This window comes from Bacteroidia bacterium (assembly GCA_026932145.1).
Classification (GTDB): domain Bacteria; phylum Bacteroidota; class Bacteroidia; order J057; family JAIXKT01; genus JAIXKT01.
Genome location: JAIXKT010000037.1, coordinates 33715 through 56532, shown reverse-complemented (window position 1 = coordinate 56532; position 22818 = coordinate 33715). Strand labels below are relative to the sequence as shown.

Below are 22818 nucleotides of genomic sequence, written 5' to 3'. Positions count from 1 at the left end.
GAAAATGATAGTCTTATTATTAAGTGAGTTGAAATTTTTTGCGAATAGTATCTACATAGTTTAGCTCTTCCCAAGAGAAGAATTTTACTTTACGGCTTGATGTCTGGTGTGTTTGTGTTCTAACGCCATTGTTATCCGTGATTTTTACGAAGTTAAGTGGTACTTCTTTTTCGTAGCAATCTCTGCCTACGTGTCCATAAGCTGCTGATTCTCTGTAAATTGGATTTTTAAGACCTAAACTTTCGATGATTGCTTTTGGGCGTAAGTCAAATATTTCGCTGATTTTTTGGGCTATCTCTGTATCGGAGAGTTTTACGTGTGCTGTTCCGTAGGTGTTTACAAAGATAGAAATGGGTTTAGCAATTCCGATAGCGTAGGAAACTTGAATAAGACATTCGTCGGCAACGCCTGCTGCGACTAAGTTTTTGGCAATATGTCTTGCGGCATAGGCGGCTGAGCGATCTACTTTTGAGGGGTCTTTACCGGAGAAAGCTCCGCCTCCGTGTGCGCCACGTCCACCGTAAGTATCAACAATAATCTTACGTCCGGTTAGGCCGGTATCTCCATGAGGGCCACCGATAACAAATTTGCCTGTTGGGTTTACGTGGATCACGGTTTTGTCATCCATCAATTCTGCCGGAATTACCTGTGGAATCAGGATACTTTTTACATCTTCCCGAATTTTCCTTAACATCTCTTCCTCTGGGGCAAAATCATCATGTTGAGTTGAAACTACGATTGTGTGAACCCGCAAAGGTTTGTGGTTATCATCATATTCAATTGTAACTTGTGATTTAGCGTCAGGGCGCAAGTAGGGCATTAGATGTGGTTCATTTTTTCGGATTCTGGCTAATTCCTTTACCAAACGGTGTGCAAATGCTAAGGACATAGGTAGAAATTCAGGGGTTTCCTTGGTAGCAAAACCAAACATCATACCTTGGTCGCCGGCTCCTTGGTCGGTATCTAAGCCTTGACCCTCATTTACACCTTGGGCAATATCAGGAGATTGTTGATGAATGGCAACGGTAATACCGCAGGAGTTTGCCTCAAACATATATTCGGCTTTTGTATATCCAATTTCGCGAATAGCTTGGCGGGCAACTTCTCCAGCATCAATAGTTGCGTTAGTAGTAACTTCTCCGGCAATCATTGTTAAGCCGGTAGTTACCAATGTTTCACAAGCAACCCTTGAATCGGGATCTTGAGATAGTATAGCGTCTAATATAGAATCTGAAATCTGGTCTGCTACTTTGTCCGGATGACCTTCAGAAACAGACTCGGAAGTGAATAAATATGACATGAAAACTATAAGTTTTTAGTAGGTTGCAAAGTTGTTAGTTTCGCTCCAAATTTCCAAGCACTTCTAAGGTTCTTTTCGTTATTTTAATGTTTGCTACTTAAAACGTTACAAGATAGCCGCCCTGAACGGGCTGAGCAGATTCAAAAATCTTTCCGTAATACTGTTTTAACGAATCTATAAATAATTGGAACGGCATATCTGCAAAAGTTCCGTAGTCATGGAGGTATTCCATAAATAGTTTCTTTTCAGTATTATAGTCTTGAAAAACAGAATCTTCTAAGCCGTTAAATTCCAATGGTTCTACGTTTAACTTGTGGCAAAGTTCTTGGTTAAATGCCGGGGTTGCTTTTACCCACTTTTGATTTAAGTAAATCTCTGTATATCCATGAAAGACCAGCACGTCTGTGCCCAATCTTTCTTCTATTCTTTGTGTTCCGATATGGTTCCGGACGTTTGCGAAGCCTAAGCGGCTTGGGATTCCGTTTGCCCGCAATAGAGCCGCTAATAAAACAGCTTTTTCTACACAGTAACCGCTATCACGCTGCAACACCGATGATGCTTGTAGGCCTTCTGGACGCAGGTCTAAACGGTATGGATTGTACCGAATGGTGTCCCGAACGAATAAATACATAGCTATTGCAGCCTCAATTTGATTATTACAGCTTACTACGCACTCTTTAGCTGCCTTAATAATCAGCGGGTTATCTGAATCTATAATAAAAGTCGGAGCTAAATAAATATCCATAAGTTATTTAACTTTTGTCAAAACATCATCCCGAAACTGTAATATTTGTACTGCTTGGTTATCTTGGCTATTTTTGAAGTAATAATTTTGGTGTACTCCCTGAAAAGATTCTAAATTTTGTAGTGCTTGGGCAAATGAGCCGGCTTCGATTTTATTCGGAAACGCAAGCATCAAAAAACGCATAATATCATAGCCTTGCCCGACATATTGCCCCGGTAAAGTCTTAAATGCAGACAAGTAAGAATCTTTAAAGTACTCATAACCAATTAAATCATTTTGTAGATATTGATAATCGCAAAATAACACATTGAATTTTAGGAGCATTTCTTTTTCGATAGATTCAAATCTTCTCCAATCTTGAGTGCCAATAACTTGCAGAAAGACGCTGTCTCGGCTCATCCCGCCAAGTAAAGAAACTACGCGCTCTTCGGAAGAAGATGGATAAAATACGGCATCATAGCCATCGCTTTTTATTTCATTTACTAAGCCTGAAACTCCTTGATAAAACTCCTTGTCCTCATCAGATAAAGTACGCGTCGTGAATTGAGTACCTGAGTTAAGTAGTTGATCTGAAAATGGTTGAATGTAGGATTTTGCAATTTTATTGCCATCATCTATAATCAAAACCTTTTTTAGTGCTAAGTCTGTTGAAATGTATTTAGCAAGCGTTTTGCCCTGCGTAAGAAATGACGGATTGGCCAAAAAGGTAAATTTTTTCTGCTCAATTAGCTCGTCCGCAGGCGAAAGCGGTATAATATGTACAATTTTCTTATTCTCAGCATATTGAGATATTAAACGAGAGGGAACATTAAAAATATCTCCAATGATAACATCCGGCTTAAATTGATTTAAGTCGTGAATAGCTGTCAACGTTTTAATACTATCTTTTTCTGTGTCAAATACTTGTATGTCAATTTCTTGGATAAAAGGAGATTTGTTATTGTCAATAGCTAATTTGATACCCTCAAAGAGTTCTAAGGCCATTAAGGTTCTACCGGGAACCTGCATAGCGGTATCAGCTATTTTGGAAAAAAAAGGTAGTAAAATAGCCACACGCATTTTAGAGATTTCTAAATTGAAACTTGGGCTATCTACGTAAACCTGCTGTATCTTTTGTAACTCTGGTGTAAGCTGGTTTCCTGATTTTTGATAATCACCAATGAGTTCAGATACTTTTTTGTATTGTTTTTCCTGAATTAGTTTAAAACACAGAGCCGTTAAGACCGTTCCTTTGTAAGAGCTTCTTACTCGGTTGTAATATTCTTCAAGGTACTCACGGGTGCATTTTTCGTATAGGCATTGATTAAAATAGGTTTCAGCATTATTTCTAAGTTGCTCATTTTTAGTCTTTTCCGCAAGGTTTAGGAGTACATAAAAACCTCCATCCCTGGATTCGCTTCTCTCGGCCATCAAAATTCCTTTGTGATAAGCTGCATCTTCAGCATATTTTGAAGCGGGATAGTTTTTTAATAAAAGTTGAAACCTTTCTAAGGCACGAAGATTATCATTCCTATAAAAATTTGATAAGCCGGACATATAGAGGGCAAAAGTAGTTAAGGTATGCTGGGGTTGCTGTTGGGCAGCTGTTTCGAAAAAGGAAGCTGCGTCGTGGTATTCTTGCTGTGAAAAATATTTTAGTGCTACGGAAACAGCTTCTTTAGCTTTAGGATTTTCTTTTAGTGGAACGTCCGGCGTTTGTGCAAGTAAATTATTATGCAGTAGATAAACTATTATTACAGTTAATATTCTGCTGATTATCCGGATGTTATGTAAATCTATTATTCCCATTCTATTGTAGCTGGGGGTTTAGAGCTAATATCATAAACTACTCGGTTTACGCCGTGTACTGTATTGGTAATTTTTGCGGAAACGTCTGATAGAAATTCTGGAGGCAGCTTTGCCCAGTCTGCGGTCATTCCGTCTATGGAGGTAACGGCTCGTAGGGCTAATACGTTCTCATACGTGCGTCCGTCTCCCATTACACCAACGGACTGAACAGGAAGTAGTACCGCAAATGCCTGCCAAACAGTTCTATACAAATTTTGATTTTTTAACTCTTGTATAAAAACAGCATCTGCTTTTCTGAGGATTTCTAAGCGTTCTTCGGTAATCTCTCCTATTACGCGAATAGCTAATCCGGGACCGGGAAAAGGATGCCGCCTCAAAATATCTTTGTGAACTTTGATTTCTTTTCCTACCCGTCTGACATCATCTTTAAATAAGAATCGAAGTGGCTCTACAAGTGTAAGGGGTAAATTTTGGGGAAGACCGCCAACATTGTGATGTGTTTTTATACTGGCACTCGGACCCTTAACAGATTTGCTCTCAATAACATCAGGATAGATTGTGCCTTGTATTAAATAGCAAACGTTCGTAATCTTAGCTGCTTCTTCTAAGAAAACGTCAACAAATATTTTTCCAATAATTTTTCTTTTTTCTTCTGGGTCAATAACGCCTTTTAAGGCAGTTAAAAATTTATCCCCTGCTTTTATCGGGATTATGGTTAGCCCCATTTCCGAATATTGTTCTAATACTTGTTCATATTCGTTTTGGCGTAGCAATCCGTTATCTACAAAAATACAGAATAACCTTTTGCCAATAGCTTTTTGAGCTAATGATGCCGCAACTGAGGAATCAACTCCGCCGGAAAGGCCGCAAACAGCGTTTCCTGTTGGCATTTGAATAGCTAAATTAGCAACTGTCTGCTCTACAATAGCTTGTGATGTCCAATTTGCCTCGCTTTTACAGATACCCAAAATAAAGTTTTTAAAATACTGAAGCCCTTCTTCTGTGTGGGTAACTTCTGGATGAAATTGGAGGCCATAAACTCCTTTTTCTACATTTTGAAAAGCTATTATTGCAATTTGGTCTGTTTCTGCAATTATCTCAAAGTCTTTGGGTGCAGCTAATATTGCATCACCGTGGCTCATCCAAACCTGAGTTGTGTTGGGAAAGCGCTCTAATAAAGTAGAAAAAGCTGTACGTTTTAAATTTGCTGGCCCATATTCCCGCACTGAAGATGCTGCAACCTTGCCCCCTAAGCGGTGTGCTAATAGCTGAGCACCATAACAAATTCCCAATACAGGAACTTTCCCTAAAAACTGCTCTAAGTTAATGTCAGGTGCATTTTCTTGATAAACAGAGGCTGGGCCGCCCGATAAAATTATACCGGAAACATTGACCAAATCTATTGATGAACTATAATGCACAATCTCGCTATATACATTTAGCTCTCTAACACGTTTGGCTATTAGTTGTGTGTACTGTGAACCAAAGTCGATTATCAATATTTTTTCCGGCATAGTGTTTTGATTTTTTAAATATGAAAATCCTGATAACACAAGTTTATTAAACCAGTGAGTATCAGGAATCTATATATTTATTTCTTTTTTAACTATCGAGTCCCAGCAAAAATTGCTCTCTGCGAATAGCTTTTTTAATAACATTTCGGCGCTTTAATGATGGTTTTACAAAGGACGTGCGTGCTCGAACTTTTTTTAAAACCCCTGTACGTTCAAATTTCTTTTTGAATCGGCGTAATGCCTTATCTATTGTTTCTCCTTCTTTAACGTTTACAATAAGCATAAAAACTTTTAATTGTTCAATAAATTTCTGGGTTGCAAAGATACATATTTTTTATTGCCTTAAAAGGTTTTTATTTCTACGCAGTTAATTTTAATAGGCTTCTTTCTATGGCTTGTATCAAAGCTGAGGGGCGTAGTTTCCTGTATGGAAACTGCGCCCCTCAACTGATAATTTTCTCAAAAGCTATTAACGAGATTTAACGATTTTCTCGGTATAGGTTTTTGTGCTGGTCGTGATTATGATGGTATATGTTCCCACCGAAACCTCGTGCATATCAAGTTCAAAAGTAGTAAGTCCTTTTTTAACTTCTGTTTTTCGAGTTATTATCTCTTGGCCCAACATATTCACCAGTTTAATCTCTGCAATATCTTCGATAGTTGAGGTGAAGTCAATGTTTAACAAGCCGTTAGTTGGGTTTGGATACATTACCACTGAGTTTGCAGCAGAACCCAACAGAATAGCATCTACTACATTTGAGTATCTGAATGAACCGTCATTATCTATCTGTTTGAGACGATAATAGTAGCGTGTATCAAATTTAACATCTCTATCAAGCAATGTATATTCAGAGGTAGCCGTTGTATTTCCTTTACCTTGAACGAAACCTATCTTGGTAAAGTTATTACCTGCATCAGTACTGCGCTCTATATCAAAGCCTTTGTTGTTTTGTTCACGAGCTGTTTCCCAATTCAAACGAATGCTGGTGTTATTGGGCACTGCTGTGAAGGTTAGTAAATCAACCGGTAAAGGCTGTGTGGATTGCGACACACCGAAATCCGAGAATCCGCTCATTCCGGTACGAGTTACCAACGTTGGGTTACTACTTGGAATCACACACGTACCATTTAGAGCCCAAGCTCCCATTCCCGTTGGGGACTTTACAACTGTATAAGCTATACCGCAGGATGAGTTTGTAGCACCTAAGGAATATAATGTAGCGGAATACACACCATCACCAGAGATTTGTATCCCACCGGAATTATAGGCGTTCACCGTCCATTTTCCATTATCTAATGGGGCACAGTCAAATAACGCACCACAATCAGAAACATTTATTGGGCTGGGTAATAACACATAAGCTGAAAAACCTGCTACTAAATAATCTATGGTTGTGGGGGATGTAAAGTTAAAATTAATTCGCTGATAGCCCTTAGAAGCATTTCCTACGGGGAAGTTAAAGCTACCGGTAGCAGACAGTTTCCGGCGTAAAAGGCCCGAAACATAGCTGTTCAAATCTCCAGTATTAACGCAGGTAGGCGTTGAATTATTAACACGCGTTAACTTATTGTTTGTATAACCGTCAATAATACCATCCGTTAATGTAAGGCTTTCTTCGATTACCATATCAGATTTTAGGATGATATAGCTTGGTACTGTTTGTAAGACTATTACATTTCTGAGAAGTGTTCCATTTGGTACATCATAAATTTGGTTAGTGCTTCCCATCCAGGTAATAGAAGAGTTCGCTTGTGTGCTTAGTACACCTGAACCATTATTTACCAGCATATCTCCGCAAATGTAGAAATTAGAGTTTGTCGCTAAGGTTACTGAGGCACTTCCTTGGATAACTAAGTCTTGGGAATAAGCTCTGGAAGCATTCGTAACTACCGGATAGCGTGGTGCGCCGGTTGGGATTGTTACGGAGTCGGAACAAGTAGGCAGAAGACAAGTACTCCAGTTTCCAGTATCAAACCAATCTGTGCTGACGGCTCCTGTCCAAACGGGAGCAGGCCCAGCCGGCTGTGTAATCGTAACACTCGTCGAGGAAGAACAACCATTAACATCAACAATCGTTATGGTGTGGGTTCCGGCAGAAAGTCCAGTAGCGGATAAAGAGCCTACCGGTGCTTGTTCTGCACCAACAGCCGTAGTCATATCTGGATATTTACGTACAAAAATAAAATCCCACTGTGCATTAAATGATTGATCATAAGAAAGATAATCATCATTTCTTGTTCCGAGTCGTAGATTTTCGGCATTTAATCCTGAGTTAGTGAAACTTTGGCTCAACGATCCTGAAACCTCACCGGTACGCTGTGCTATGGACATATTGGCTCCCGGGGAAACCGTTATACGGTCTCTTACCCACTGACCAATAGCATTAAAGGCGTATGCTCCACCCCATCCATTGTCATTTCTGTAGTAAGTAACTCCATTGTGAGTAAGTATGGCTGCTCCGTCTGATGTGGATGCATAGAAACCTATGGAAGTAAAGCCATTGGGGGCAGGTGTCGTTTCATAAATACGAGTTTCAGCGATATAATTTCCTGTAAAGGCTGTATTTGATTGCAAATACTTAAACTGATGCCCTCCTCGTAAAGAACCGCCAGAAACGCTCCAAGCTGTATTTGTAGTAGGCGCAATCTGCCCAACTGACCACTTATTAAAGTTTATGCCGGCAGTATTAAAGTCATCAAAAAACTCAAATACAGCATCTCCATTAGATTTATCAGTTAGAGCTGAATTACCATAGTATGCATAAATCGTATTAGAACCCACAGAGACCGATGGAACTTTTACCCAAAATACGGCAGACACACCTGCAGAAAACTTCTCTCTCCAATATGATAGCTGTGTGAATCCGTCAGCCGCAGTAAACCGAAGGTCTGAAAAATCTGCTTTCATCTTACCTGTAACGAAAGCAACAGTAACCATAACTTGGTGGTTTGTAGAACTTATCGTAGAGTTAAAGGTAACGGGCTTTCTATAACCGTTGTAATGAGCTGTTACATTTGGCCCACTTGGTGGAGCCAGCGTGATGTGGTATGGTGCAGTGCCGCCAGAAATTGAATAATTATAAGCTCCATCTGTACCATTGTAACAAGCAACATTTTGAGTAACCGTCCCGGAGGTAGATAACGCAGTAGGAGCAGTTATGGTAGTGCTTGGTGTCGTTACTTGGCAGCCATTCATATCATAAACTACTGCTGAGTAAGTGCTCGGTGCAACTCCTGTTCTGTTTAGAATAGTAGCTGAAGCCGCTTGCTCGCCTCCCACCACAACAGCAGGATCAGATGCTAAATAAGGTCTGGCAAAAATCCAGTCCACTTGTAAATCTGCCGCAGAGAGCGAAGTAAATATCCCAATATTACCGGTAACGTAGTTAGCATCAACAACGGCTAAGGTAGAAAGAGGGTTGTTAATATAGTCCGGTTGCCATGTAAGATTAGCACCTGTAAAGCGAAGTTTTCCGGTAACAAAACTGGCGTTAATACCACCCGTTCCAGTACCAATTCCGGTTAAATTAGTACAATTATCTTGCATCAGGTTCATACGTCCGGCATATAAATTCAGGGCATTATTTCTCAGGCCAAATTGGTATCCACGTATAGCTCCTGGAGACGGATTAGCAGTAACTCTACACATAAATCCGCTATAATAATCTGTAAGACCGGAACCCGTTGAACGATAGTTCATTTGCATCTCTGCATTTGCTAATGTTGGGATGCTTGCATTAGGAACAGCCCAAACACGGCAAGCATTTTGTGGATTATTTAGCTGAACTACTCCCGAAGATGGTCTAGATAATGATGCACCGTTTCCGTAAGCCTTCCAATCATTAAAGTCATCAAAATCTTCAAAGTAGGTAAAAGTATTGTATCCATTACTCTTAGAAGTAAGTATCGGATTGCCATAGTATAGATAAATAGTATTGTTACCAACTGTAAGCGAAGGGATTTTCACCCAAACTCGTGCAGATGATACCGTATAAGATTCTATCCAATAGCTTAGTTGTGTATATCCGTCAGCAGCCGTAAAGCGAATGTTGCTATAATCTCCGTTCATTTTATTGGCTACAAAGGCTACATCTACTTGAACGGCATAATTTGCAACCGCGCCGGCAGAAGTTACAGTAATAGGTTTACGATAGCCATTAGCAAAGTTATTTACGCCGTCTGACCACAAAACGTAATATGCTGGTGCGCCACCATTAACTGATAGGTTTAGCTGTCCAGTATTACCGGAATTACATTGGTTGTTCTGGTTTGTAAGAGATGCCGTAAGCGGAGAACCTACACTCACTTTAATTCTTAACGGATTGGACACGCACATAGGGGAACCACTTGTGCTACGTACCTGAGCATTAATTACATCTCCATCTACAAAATCTACACCCGGAACCAAACTAATTGTATTGGGAGTATCCCAGCCAATACCAAAATAGTTATTCGGATTATCGTTTTTAAAGAATAGATACTCAGGGAACATTCCGATAACGTTGTAAGCCCCGCCGGCTGTAAACGTTACAGGTGTATTATCACACGGATTAATGTTAGAAGATGTCAAGGTTAAAAGTCCGGGTTTAGCTTGCACAAAAACATTTTGGCTATTGGCAGGCCCCATACAAGTACCGCTTTCGGTAGCTATTCTAGCTCGTACAGAAACCGGAACATTCACTAATTCGTAAGGTAAATTAACCGTTAGTGGGTTAGAAACACCCCAACCCTGAGAAACTCCGTTTACTGTAAACTCAAATTCCATAGAGGCATGAGTGTAATTCGGAGTTGCTGTCAACGTTACCGGATCACCGTAGCAAATAGTTGTTGCTGAAGGTGTTATCGTTACGGTTGGAATCGGATAGATAGTTACGTTTTGGGTAAATGTTGCACTTGTACAGGCATTTTCAACTACATAAACAGAATAAGTTCCTGTTGAAACGACCCCTGGTGATCCCCAATCTATGCCCCGAGTATTGCCCGTTCCGGAGTAGGACGCAGCTCCTACTATTGACCACACATAAGTAGCACCCACTCCATAAGCAGAACCAGATGTTACAACACTATAACTTTGAGAACCAGATCCGGCACATACCGTTAGCGGACCTGTACTGTAAGTAGGAGCTGCAGGAATGTGCTTAACCTTAATTGTTTTATAAACAGGGATTGACCAGCCGCAGCAGTTTTCTCTAACACGTAACCGTACTTGGAATGTTCCGGTATCCGAAAGAGTAACTGCACCCGGATTCTGTGCCGAAGAGGTATATACTGGAGTAGATGGTGAAGATTCTGAATATGAACCAGATACTTTAATAATCTCCCATGACCAAGCATTTACCGTATAAGCACTTGTTGCACTAAGATTAAATGGAGAACCCAAGCAAGTGGAATCCGGTGTTACGGTCATCACAGGTAAAGGGCGATTGATTCGGATATTTACCAAATCTTCATAACGTTGTGAACCCACCATAATGGGTTTGGATCCAGTTGAGGTATAGTAAATAGACAATGGGCTTGAGCTAGTGCCATAACTCGTATAGTTTGCTGAAACATTATTTACATAGCGCAGATATTCTACTTCTGCACGCATTGTCATGTGTCCAAAATATGCCGTTGGTCTAAAGCGAAAATATCTGGCTGTTACCGGCATTCCGGTTGTGTAGCGCACAATAGTATTTCTATCGCTATTACCGGCAAATGTACCAACGTTAGTCCATGAAACCCCGTCATTTGAATATTCTGCAATATATTGGGTAACCCACTGGTCAAAGTTATATCTACCTTGGGTGGCAAAACTGGTAATTGTTTGCGGGGATCCAAGGTCTATGCGTAGCCACTGATTCAAATCGTTTACGGCAACAGACCAGTTAGATGCCGCAGTATTATGGTTTAGAGGAGCTTTATCAGCTTCGTGGCCGGCTCCCCAGGATGAACTTGCTGTGTAGGTAACGCCGTCAATAGTTCCCCAGTTTCCTGCGCCGGATTTTGTGAGTACTATTTCTGAGTTGGTGCAGCCTACACCATAATTAGCAGTTACATTTGCGGTGAATACCGGTACGGATGTGCCTGTCCAGTTTACGGCTCCGCTGCCGGCACCTTGTACTTGGATTGCGTATCCTGCGGGGCCTCCTTGTCCGTTACCGCCTCTACCGCCGCCGCCGCCGCCGCCGCCGCCGCCGCCAGGACCTACTTCACCGCCATTACATCCATTACCGCATGTTCCTGTCCCCCAACTTCCTCCATTAGAACCAGTTCCGGTACCTCCGGCACCTCCTGTGGTATTCCACCCGCCGGATGTTCCTTCGTTGCCTCCTCTACCGCCGTCGCCGCCGCCGCCACCGCCGCCGCCATTTTGGCCAGTTCCGCCAGAACCGGCAGAGCCAACTGAAATAGCAGAGTTTACCACAGAAACGGTTACGTTATAGGCATAGATTCCGAATGTAGATCCGCCGCCGCCGCCGCCGGTACCCCCTTGGCCGCCTTGGCCGCCGCCGGCACCACCAGCACCACCAGCACCAGCACCGTCAAGGCAGCACCAGCAGCAATATTCGCCGCCGCCGCCGCCGCCGCCGCCGCCGGCACCGCCACCAGCACCGTCACCACCGCCGGCACCCATATTGGCACGGTAATAAACATCAAACACCCCGCTAGCACCTGTTGGTGCAGTAGAATAATCCGGTGATCCTGTAGCCCCTACAGAACCGCCGCCGCCAGTACCCCCTATAGCATTTCCGCAGTTATTAGAACAATCTCTATTGCCGCCGCCGCCGCCGCCGCCGCGAGCGGCACCGCCGCCACCAAAGCCGCCGGCACCGCCAGTACCGCCGCCGCCTGTTTCTTGGCCGCCGCTGGCACCGCCGCCGCCGCCGCCGCCGGCACGCAAACTCCCACCACTATTACCACCATTACCATTGTATCCAGAACAATCACAGTTTCTATCTGCAGTTCCGGCACCGCCGGCACCGCCGCCGCCGCCATTACCGCCACCACCGCCTTGCCCTTCATTTGTCTGTTGGTCGCAGTGCCCATATCGGCCGCCGCCGCCACCGCCGCCGCCAACACCGGCAGCACCACCACCACCAATAGCAGCTCCAGTCGGCCCAGTAGCAGCACTACCCGTAGTCATCGCACAACGAGTAACGGTTAAATTAGAACCTCCACTGAAGTACATCCCATAAATAGAGTTTCCCCGATTATTCGTAGTACCCGATGTTCCGCCTGTCAGCACATTTACGGTAATATCTTTAATATCTACGTTATTTTTGCTAATAGCTTCTATACCTATGTAATGACCTACTGTAACGCCAGAAGGTGCTTGAGTTTCAAGGGGGGGAGTAATATTCAAAATAGTATTTCCGGATCCGGTAACCTTAGACCAAACTCCTGAGCTATTGGTAAAGCCACCTTCTATGGTAACATTGCTTAGTGGGATTGATATTTTAGCACCATAGTTATATGTTCCGGCCTCCATTCTTATGTAGTTGCGAGTTCCGGATAATGTAGCTAATCCGGTTGCAATTCCACAAGGGTTTGTGGGTGTGCAAGCTGTTGCGCCCCCTGTTGGAGAAACATAAATAAAGTCGCAGTGTTGGGTAGCATCAACGGTAAAGTTACAGTTTATATTTTGAGTACCGCACCCTCCTGCATAGGTAACTACTACCGAAATAGTCCCGCTATTGGAGCCGATACTGGCTGTTACCGTTGGGGATGCGCCTCCGGAAGTGATAGTATTACCTGCTCCGGTAATAGACCAAGCATAAGTAGCTCCCGGGATGTACGGAACTGACCATGTTTGGTTTGTGCTTGCCGGTATTTGGGTTGGGCTACAAGGGCCTGTGATAGCCGGAGTCGGGGAATATGGCCCACGAGTTACGGTTACACAGTTTGAAATCGTTTCCTGAAAGTGGTTGCCGGAATTGCTTCTGGCACCGCTTCCGGCACGATTCAGTATTCTTACGCGATAGGTACGTGTGCCCGTCCAACCGGTTGGAACGCTGTACGTAGGGCAAGTCCCAACTGCCGACCATGAAGTTACATTAGCACAGTCACTGGCATTACCTTGTTCCCAGATATAGTAGGTATCATAATTTGCAGTAACCGAGAGGGAGGCTGCGCTGTTTACACAAGTTTGAACGCTTGTAGGCTGGGTTATAATTTGGGGCGGTTGGGTCATATTCCACCGATACCGAAGACGAACTGTCTTGGTTTTGAATGGATTATCTCCGGGTAGGTTACTGGCACTTGTGTTTACCCGAATATCTACGTAGTTATCGTTGTTTGGGGGAGAAGAACGAAAGTCAATATTTCCGGTTACGGTAGCATAGTTATCATCGCAGTTTTGTAATAAATCCCATGGGTCTAAGCCGCACGTACCTGCATCAAAAACAAACTGTGGGCCGTAGTCATCTTCCCAACCTTCAAATTGATAATCTACTGAAATAGGGGTATTTACGCCTGCACCATAAGATTTATTAACTAAGTTGTAAGTATTGGTGTACCACATTGGGACAGATTGGTTATAGGCAACATTGGTGAAACCCGGCCATGCAGAGAGGTTGTCTTTGGCTTGGATTCGGTAGATAATTTCGTCATCGCCACAGAATCCGTTACAATCCCAATCTGAATCAGACCATAATCCGACTACATCCACTATTAGCTGCATTGGTCCATCTTGTAGGGGGGCACAAGTGGCGGGCAAGGCGGTGTTAAAGTTCCACATATACTCGAACTGTACGGCATAGTGGGCATCGTTAGTTTCTTGCTGGGCGATAGTCCAGACTCCGGGCTGTCCGCCTCTGAATTGTACTACACCGCTCTTTGCTTGAAAATTATCATCATAGATTCCGGTACAGACTCCAAAAACGGTACAGCAGTCATAGACTGTTCGGCTACCGCAGTCATCTTCAAAGGCTTGCATTTCGTATTCAAATGCAGTTGGGACGTTAGCGGTTGCGTAACTGTAAGAAGCTATTACGGTGTTATCATCGGGGCTCCATTCGTATCCTTTGTTGTCATCGGTTACTACTTTCCACGCTGTGTAGCCGGCATTAGTAATATCGTCTTTGGGTTTCACCCGTACTTTGTAGGTATATTCTGAGTTTCCGAATAATCCGGTTGGTTCAAAGTCTTCACGGCTCCAAAAACGTTTTGCGCGTATTTGTAATGTAATTCCGGAGTTAGTTCCGGCTGCCGTTACACCGTCATTATACTGATACTGGGCATCTGCGTCAAAGATCCCTTGAGTATAAATTAGGCACGCAGCTACCAGAAATTTTATTGAGTGGTAAATCTTTTTCATAGTTCATTTAATTTTTGGATGGGCAAGTAGGGCATAATTTCTCATTTGTTCTCATCAGTTTATCATAGGCATTAATATCGTCTTGGCTCATTGCCACAATTTTAAGCCCTTTGGTCAAACCTACTGTTACGAAGCCTAATTTTACGGTTAAGCCATTAGCAAGTTTGGTGTCATAGACTAATCGGTACCATTGGTAGCCATGTGCGTTATCTTGGTTTTTTTCAACCAAAGTCATAGATTCTACGGAATGATACAGTTTCGTAAATAATTTTCTGGTGATACGAGACTGCTCTTTTAAGGATATTACTCCTTCGCGTAATTCTTCCTCTTTTTTTCTGGGGTAAACAGATCTATACTTTGCTATCATCTCTTCTAAATCATCATCATTTAAGAAGATGAAGTCTAAGTTTGATGAAGGAACTTGTCTGGTAAGATAGCTTTGTACACGATAAGTAAACTCCATTTCGGGCTTATCATCTTTGTCCCGAAAACCGCTCATTATCAATAAGATAAATAGCGGTATGATTATTGTAAAAAAACGTTTCATAGTGGTAAATGTTATACACCTTCCGAACTCCAAAAATATTAAATAAAAATCACTTTTACAACGAATAAGTGTTTTTTTTTGTTTTTATTCAACTATTTTGCATTACAATATAGTCAATAACTATCAATATTATAACATATTTATTTTCTATAATATACTATCTAATTTATAATCAGCCTTTTATGTTTTCTTGTTATTATTCATACACAAAACAACAACAATACGTCAATTTGTGATTATTTGAAATTTTGCTAAAACTCGGAATTTTGTCATTTTGTTTACTTTTTTTGTTTATTCGTTTTTTCTTTTTTTTAAGGTTTGGGATTACATTTGATATATTAGAAAGATAGTATTAAATTTTGTTATTTTGCGGCTCGAAGTGTGATGTGTTATGGCAATTAACCTACAAAAGGGAGGTAAGTTTAACCTTACAAAACAAGAACCTGGCCTCAAAAAAGCCCTTATTGGGTTGGGTTGGGAGCTTAAAACTACCCAAGCATTAGACTTAGATGCTTCTATTTTTATGCTAAGTAGTAGCGGAAAAGTACCCGTAGATGAGTTTTTTATATTTTATAATAATTTGAAGTCTCCGGACGGATCTGTTCAGCATACTGGTGATAACCGGAGCGGTATCGGTGATGATGATGACGAAATGGTTTTGGCAAACCTTGCAAGTGTAGATGCTGTTATTCAAGAAATTATCATTATAGTAAGTATCCATGACGGGATAGCCAAACGGCAGCATTTCGGGTTACTTGCCGATGCCTACATCAGAATTGTGGATGTGGATACCAAGCGGGAAATCTTACGATATAACTTAGGAAGCGAATTTTCCGACATGACTGAGGTGGAATTTGGGCGGCTGCGTAGAGAAAATAACGAATGGCAATTTCAAGCTACCGGAAATGGCACTAAAATTGGCTTAGAAGGCTATGTAAATAAATATACCTGAGAAATGGGAATCAACTTAGACAAAAAAACCGGAATCAATCTCAGCAAGGGCAGTTCTATCTCTTTAGAAAAACAAGGGGCAAAGTTAGAGCATATTTGCGTTGGGGTAAATTGGGGGGCTATTCAGCATTCATTTTTTTTTAACTTATTTCAACAAACCGAAACCGTTGATTTAGATGCAAGCGTTTCGTTATTTGATAATAAAAAAAACAACGTTGATACTATTTTCTTTAATAAACTTATTTCGGCAGATGGAGCTGTTCAGCATAGCGGAGATGACCGCCAAGGTGATTTAGGGCGTGATGATGATCTTGATAATGAAGTAATTAGCGTTACACTTTCCAAAATAAATCCGGCTATTGAGCAAATTGTTTTTTTTTTAAATTCCTTTAAAAATCAGGATTTTGCGCATATTCCCTATTCCAAGATTCGCATTTATGAAGGTACTCCTAAATATGTGCAGGAAGTTTTTGCAACCTATAACTGTTCTTCGGAGCGTTCTTTTTCTGGGCACGTTACGATGATTTTGGCTAAATTAGTTCGTTCTGGGCAAAATTGGGAGTTTAAAGTTATTGGAGAGGCTTCACCGGCACGGGGAATTCGGGAAACTATCGCAGAAATTCAACTTAAATATTTGTAAATTCCGTTGTTTTTAAAAAAACTTCACCTTCTTATTCTGCGCTCTTTCATAGGGCCTTTCGCTGCTGGGTTCTCGGTAACACTTTTCATATTAGTGCTACAATTTTTAGCAAAATATCAGGATGATATTTTTGGAAAAGGGTTTGGTACTTGGGTCATTATGCAGCTATTTTGCTATGCTAGTGCCTCACTTTGTTTGCTGGCGTTACCCTTGGCTATTTTATTAGCTTCTTTAATGACACTTGGCAAATTAGGGGAAAACTATGAATTAGCAGCCATCAAATCCGCCGGAATCAGCCTCTTTCGGGTCATTAATCCATTGGCTTTGGTTACTATTTTGCTGATGGGAGTTGCTTTTGCATTGTCTTTTTATTTGATTCCGATAGCGAACCTTAAATTGTATAGTTTGTTATATGATGTGCAACAAACTAAGCCCGAACTTGTTTTGAAGCCCGGATTATTTTATCACGGCATAGATGGTTATACTTTACGCATTTCTGGAAAAAATCCGGAAACCAATACTTTGTATGATGTTCAGATTTATGACCATACCCAAAATCGCGGAGTTGTTCAGCGAATCTTAGCAGATTCCGGCAGTATGATTATTTCACCGGATAAGCGCTCTATGATGATGACACTTTTTCATGGTAGCCAGCATAATGAACCTGTTCCTGAACCCGGAAAAACCCAAAAATGGACTTATACCCGCTTCTATTTTGATACATTAAGATACCGATTTGACCTAACCGGATTTTCTCTTAATAAAACTGACGAGCAGCTATTTGCCTCTCATCAATATATGTTAAATATTCAAGAGATTGGGACTGCCTTAGATTCTATGAAAAAGTTTCGCAAAACTATTGCCGAAGAAACCCGTTTATTTTTACACCCACAATTTATGTTTGAAACCCGTTTACAGAAGCATAATAATGCTGATACCACTACTTTTTCCAATCCACTTAGCTTATTCCCGCAGCACCAGCGCAAAGAGATATGCCAAAGAACCCTTAATTCGGTTCGCGGCTCACTGAATTATTTAGAAGTTGCCCGCCTGCGCAATTCAGAATTACAAAGAAGTGAAGCTAAATATAGTATCGAATATCATTTAAAGTTCTGCTTACCAATTGCTTGTATTATATTTCTATACATTGGAGCGCCCTTAGGAGCAATCATCAGAAAGGGAGGCTTAGGAATGCCGGTTATCATTTCTATTGGTTTCTTTATTTTATTTTATGTTTTGATGACACAAGGGAAAAAATTAGCCCGCGAAGATGTACTACCAACATGGTTAGGAGTTTGGATTCCCATCTTGGTTACAGCTCCCATCGCAGTGTATTTATCCCGGCAATCTACCACAGACTCACGCTTATTTGACCTACATAGTTGGAAAAAAATGTTCAATTTTCATTCTTTCTTTAAAAAGGCAGCTATTCTTCTGTTATTTTCATTTATGGGCGGAAAAGTAGTTGCTCAGCAAACCCTAACAGCTCGACAAGCCGTTGATGCTGCTTTAAAAAATCATTATCAGATTCAAGTAGCTCGTAGTCAAGCTGATATAGCACATATAAACAATCACCCTAGTATTGCAGGTGCATTGCCGGTAGTTACGCTAACACTAAACGATAATCCGCAGCTATCTAATTTATACCAAAAGCTAAGCAACGGAACTATCATTGAAAAAAACTATGCTTCTTCCAATAGCCTCAACTCACAGTTAGCCGGAACATGGACGTTATTCAATGGTTGGAAAATACAGGCCACCCAAAAACGGTTAGCTGTTCTGGATTCACAAGCTCGGTATAATCTCGACCTTACTATTTTAGAAACAGCTTCTGCCACTTTACTGAAATATTATGACGTGCTCCGGCAACAGGCTTATCTCAAAACAAGCCAAAAACTTATCGAAACAGCTCAAAACAAATTACAGATTATTCAGCAACGCATTGATATGGGGCGTAGCACCCAAGATGAGTTTCAGCAAGCAGAATTTGACAAAAATGTAGCCGTACAAAACTTTGAAAGTCAAAAACTTATGCTAAAATACGCAGAATTTGACTTGCTGGAGCAAATACAGGTTTCCCCTGATTCTTCCTATCGTTTTCCGGAAAATTTTGATATTGACACTACCCTGCAATATTCCAAACTCTATTCTAACCTTAGCAAACATCCCTACTTGCTATCTGCCTTAGCTGATGTTGAAGTTGGAGTTTGGCTTTCAAAAGAGGCACAATCATTACGTTTTCCTACATTACGGCTTTCTGCCGGCTACAACTACAGTTTAAGTCAGGCTGCAGCAGGTTTTAGTTTATTGAATCAAAATTATGGGCCAAGTGCCGGAATTTCGCTTTCTGTGCCTATTTTTTCCGGAGGAGCAGCTAAACGCACCATCGAATCGAGTAATATACAGCAACAAATTCAATATCAAAAACTGCAAGGCGCAAGGCAAAATCAGCAAATAAAATTCAAAAAAGACTGGGAAGCATACCAAACGGCAATACAGCAACTTCGCAATGAAAGACAAAATATCCTGTTAGCAGAATCATTATCAAACTCTGCCTTAAACAAGTTGAAAAACGGCCATATTAGTCTGTGGGAAGCTACACAAGCAATTGAAAATTACGAGCGTTCACTAAATCGCTTGATAAATCAACAGTTTGCAGCCAAAATTGCTGAAATTCAGCTATTAGCTACCTCAGCTACTCTATCTTGGTAGCTCAATAATTTTTAGACGTTAATATTAGACTTTTTGTTTAACGGATTTTGGATACTGCAGAAACTTCCTGATAAATTCTCTCAAATTCATCAAAATCTAACAGCCCATTATCTAATTTTAGCTTATTCTCCCAAGCCCAACCTACCGGCTTTAATTGGGAAAAATACTCCTCCGGCATTGAATCAGCTTGTATGATAATATTCTTATTCCCAATAAAGCCAGAAACCTCTTTAACTAATTTAGGCTGGGTAAAGCTCGGAAAAATAAATTCATAATATTGATTATCAGAAACTTGCGGTAAATATCTGATTTCTTCTATGGAGTAAGTAATTATTTTGGGTTGAAAATCTATCTTAGAAAAGTCCTTGCTAAAGCGTATCTGCGCACCAAGATTATATTTTCGGCACAAAGAAATTTGCTCATAATCAGTTCCTAAGTCTAAAAGAACCTCTATTCCCGATAGCCAAGAGATAAACTCAGCTATCATAGATTCCGATAAATTATGATGATGGTTTCTATCCGCACAGAGCGTTATCGAATGCACTCCTTCGGCAGCAGCATACCTTGCATCATGCAAATCTACTATATGATTGATTTTCAAGAACATAATATTTTCAATAATCTAAATCTTTATTGCTTGGCAAGGATATAAAATCCTTGATACCCATAGATATTCTGATAGAATTAACACTAAAAAGATTAATTCAATACATCTTCATGATAATCAGCTTATTATTAATAAGAATTTTAAAATCCCGATACCATAATCATCGTTGATTTGTTGAAGGGAGTGGGATTTTTTTCACTGGGATGTTGAATATTGATAAATAGCGTTTTCTGGTCTGGGGAGAAAAAAGATCCGGTGGTTTCGCAGCCCAAAGGTGCTACCATTATCCGGTGCAAATCATGGACTCGAGGTACGGGAATAGATGTATCCAGCAAAAAAACCTCGTTATAGTTTAGTTTATTGGTTTCTGCATAAGACGAGCAACGTCCTCTGTCTGTGCGAACTACATCTTCGCTGATAACAAGATACTTCTTTCCGTCTTTTTCAAAATGGGTGATACAATCGGGATTTGAAAAGTGCTTAAAGGGGTCTTGGGGAGAACTTCCGCCTGCAAGATGCTGAGACATTACATTTTGGGTTACATCAAAGGCGAGTACAGAGCCATAGGGATAGTCATACAAATCTCCTTCGGGAGATGAAACTTTATATTGCTCTAAGTGGAATGCAGGCTTCCCGCCTAAATCTATGCTTTTTTGCAGGGAGAAAGAATCTGCACCTGTTTCGGTGATAAACAGTCTATTATCAACGAGGGTCATCCACTCAAATCGAAGAAATAATGTAGCACCTCGTTTAATAGCTACGTCGCGGGCATATATTAGCGAATCTAAATCTCGCGGCAAAGGTATCCATTCTCCGTGTAGTGCGTCTTGCTGCTTAAATGCAAATAGTTGCCCTTTATCAAAAATTTCAGGAGTATCTGCCACAAACTTAAAGAATACTGCTGGGGCAAAGTCGTCTGCTAAATACACCGTTTTTCTGTCCGGCATAATTAATGCTCCTTCGTGCGAAAAACGTCCCATCGCATATAATTTGCGGAGTGCTTTGTGGGAAAAAGGATCTACCTCTACCATCCAGCCCATATTTTGGTATCGTTTTATGCCGGAAAAATCTGTAGTATCTCGGAAGCCTCTCCCTTTACGGTATAATTCAGTATTAGAAGCCGGAGGAAACTCTTCGGCAGTTAGGATGTTTTTGGCAGGAGTTATCGCGCCTGAACAATTGTTGTAGGTTCCCCCAACCGGCTTAAAATCAATATTATGAATTTTTCCATCTATTGCCCAAATGTTATCTTTTTTAGATTTAACTACATTAAAAACGGTTCCTCCGCCGCCATCTCCCAAAACTGTTGAGGTATCATTGGTTTCGTGGGAAACATAAATTAGACCTTTATTTCCGGTTGAATCTGTGGGAATAAAAGCAAGGTAATCTAAGTTTCGTTTGGCTTTTCCCTGTTTGGCAGATTGTGCATTGTAAACGGGTGTTTCTTCTTGGAATAATATCTTATAGGAAAAACCACGCGGGAGTTTTGGCACAACCGGCACATTTGCGGTATCGCATTCAGGGTAAGGATAAATTGTCGGAAGTTGAGCAAAAGTATGCTGAATAGCAAAACACAGGATACACAACAACGTATATCCTGTGTTTTTATGGGGCATCAACCGTGCAACCATTCTTTCTTTTGTATCAATTCTTCTTCTGTTTCATTGTATTCCGGGTCCGGTACACAGCAATCTACTGGGCAAACAGCCGCACATTGTGGTTCTTCGTGGAAACCAATACATTCTGTGCATTTGAATGGTACAATAAAAAAGACATCATTTGAAAGGGGTTCTTGCCTATCACTTGCTTGCACAGTAGTGCCATCTGGGAGATCTACGACACCTGATAGGCTGGTTCCGTCATCAAAAGCCCACGTGGCACCGGCTTCATAAATAGCATTATTGGGGCACTCCGGCTCACAGGCACCACAGTTAATGCACTCTTCGGTAATGCGAATCGCCATAACTTTAAAAAAACAAAAATTTAATTAGCTAAAAAAGGTTTCGCAAGTTAAAAATTAACGGCAATGCTTTTCAAAAGCTGCTATTAAATTTTCGGTAATCATTTGAACCGTGCTTCTTTCGATGTGATGCCGTTCTAAAATATGAACGAGTTGCCCATCTTTAAATAGAGCAATTGCTGGTGATGAAGGCGGGAACGGCATTAGATATTCTCTGGCTTTTTGGGTTGCTTCTTTATCTACGCCGGCAAATACACTCACGATACGGTCTGGGCGTGTAGGCTGGTTTAAGGCACTTATCACTCCCGGGCGGGCACCACCAGCAGCGCAACCACATACAGAATTTACGACCAATAAAAGCGTACCTGACTTATTGTCAAGAGCTTTTACAACTTCTTCGGGAGTGTGTAATTCTAAGATCCCTACATCAGATAGTTCTTTGCGCATCGGCGCTACAAATGCTTCTGGATACATATTTTTTATAAAATTAATTTAAAGGTTATTTTTTTCGTTATCTCGCCACTCATAGACCCACGCAGTTTGGGCCATTTCTAAGTGAGCTTCGGTTGATTCGTTTGGTTTTCCCACAAAATTAGGAATTTCCAAAATCCATTTATGTAAATCTACAAAACGAATTCGATAAATTTTTGATTCGTTAAACTCATGGCCGAATCTTTCATACAAAGCCATAGCAATGTCTTCGGTGTCATTCCAGTTAATCGGAATTTCAAAGTGCTTACTTTCCATCTGCATTTA

The 22818-nt window shown here is 41.1% G+C and carries 15 protein-coding genes and 1 pseudogene; 3 read left to right on the top strand and 13 right to left on the bottom strand.

Annotated features, from left to right (window positions below):
• Nucleotides 1-19: 19 nt before the first annotated feature.
• From metK to LC115_08500, 8 genes and pseudogenes are all read right to left on the bottom strand, one after another.
• Nucleotides 20-1300: a methionine adenosyltransferase gene (metK, locus tag LC115_08535; protein MCZ2356718.1), complete on the bottom strand. Its 1281-nt coding sequence runs from the start codon at nt 1298-1300 to the stop codon at nt 20-22.
• 97 nt (nt 1301-1397) lie between these two features.
• On the bottom strand, nt 1398-2045 hold the full coding sequence (locus LC115_08530; protein MCZ2356717.1) for a transglutaminase-like domain-containing protein: 648 nt from the start codon (nt 2043-2045) through the stop codon (nt 1398-1400).
• A 3-nt stretch (nt 2046-2048) separates the two neighbouring features.
• Entirely contained in the window at nt 2049-3833 is a 1785-nt protein-coding gene (locus LC115_08525; protein ID MCZ2356716.1) for an ABC transporter substrate-binding protein, read from the bottom strand.
• Entirely contained in the window at nt 3824-5347 is a 1524-nt protein-coding gene (gene guaA / locus LC115_08520) for a glutamine-hydrolyzing GMP synthase (GenBank protein ID MCZ2356715.1), read from the bottom strand. Before guaA ends, LC115_08525 begins: the two co-directional genes overlap by 10 nt.
• An 88-nt stretch (nt 5348-5435) precedes the next feature.
• Entirely contained in the window at nt 5436-5630 is a 195-nt protein-coding gene (gene rpsU / locus LC115_08515; GenBank protein MCZ2356714.1) for a 30S ribosomal protein S21, read from the bottom strand.
• A 186-nt stretch (nt 5631-5816) separates the two neighbouring features.
• Entirely contained in the window at nt 5817-11753 is a 5937-nt protein-coding gene (locus LC115_08510; GenBank protein ID MCZ2356713.1) for a DUF2341 domain-containing protein, read from the bottom strand.
• A 1215-nt stretch (nt 11754-12968) separates the two neighbouring features.
• Nucleotides 12969-13520: pseudogene (locus LC115_08505) on the bottom strand (hypothetical protein).
• A 1132-nt stretch (nt 13521-14652) separates the two neighbouring features.
• A complete protein-coding gene (locus LC115_08500; protein MCZ2356712.1) occupies nt 14653-15192 on the bottom strand; it encodes a hypothetical protein in 540 nt (179 codons plus the stop codon).
• A gap of 391 nt (nt 15193-15583) precedes the next feature.
• Between LC115_08500 and LC115_08495 the strand changes: the two genes are divergently transcribed.
• The 3 genes from LC115_08495 to LC115_08485 are packed head-to-tail and all read left to right on the top strand — an operon-like array spanning nt 15584 to nt 19495.
• The gene (locus LC115_08495; protein ID MCZ2356711.1) at nt 15584-16144 is read left to right on the top strand and encodes a TerD family protein; all 561 of its coding nucleotides are present in this window, start codon (nt 15584-15586) and stop codon (nt 16142-16144) included.
• 3 nt (nt 16145-16147) lie between these two features.
• Nucleotides 16148-16783 (top strand): tellurium resistance TerZ family protein, encoded by a 636-nt coding sequence (locus LC115_08490; protein ID MCZ2356710.1) that lies wholly within the window; start codon nt 16148-16150, stop codon nt 16781-16783.
• A 6-nt stretch (nt 16784-16789) separates the two neighbouring features.
• Entirely contained in the window at nt 16790-19495 is a 2706-nt protein-coding gene (locus tag LC115_08485; protein MCZ2356709.1) for an LptF/LptG family permease, read from the top strand.
• A gap of 37 nt (nt 19496-19532) precedes the next feature.
• Here the strand turns inward: LC115_08485 and LC115_08480 are convergent, their stop codons facing one another.
• From LC115_08480 to iscX, 5 genes are all read right to left on the bottom strand, one after another.
• Nucleotides 19533-20102, bottom strand: a complete 570-nt coding sequence (locus LC115_08480; GenBank protein ID MCZ2356708.1) for a hypothetical protein — start codon at nt 20100-20102, stop codon at nt 19533-19535.
• A gap of 140 nt (nt 20103-20242) precedes the next feature.
• On the bottom strand, nt 20243-21733 hold the full coding sequence (locus tag LC115_08475) for a PhoX family protein (protein MCZ2356707.1): 1491 nt from the start codon (nt 21731-21733) through the stop codon (nt 20243-20245).
• Complete coding sequence (locus LC115_08470; GenBank protein MCZ2356706.1) at nt 21718-22065, bottom strand: 4Fe-4S binding protein; 348 nt, start codon at nt 22063-22065, stop codon at nt 21718-21720. The genes LC115_08475 and LC115_08470 overlap by 16 nt, the downstream gene beginning before the upstream one ends.
• 54 nt (nt 22066-22119) lie before the next feature.
• Entirely contained in the window at nt 22120-22536 is a 417-nt protein-coding gene (locus LC115_08465) for a BrxA/BrxB family bacilliredoxin (protein ID MCZ2356705.1), read from the bottom strand.
• 18 nt (nt 22537-22554) lie between these two features.
• The gene (iscX, locus tag LC115_08460) at nt 22555-22809 is read right to left on the bottom strand and encodes a Fe-S cluster assembly protein IscX (GenBank protein ID MCZ2356704.1); all 255 of its coding nucleotides are present in this window, start codon (nt 22807-22809) and stop codon (nt 22555-22557) included.
• Nucleotides 22810-22818: the final 9 nt, after the last annotated feature.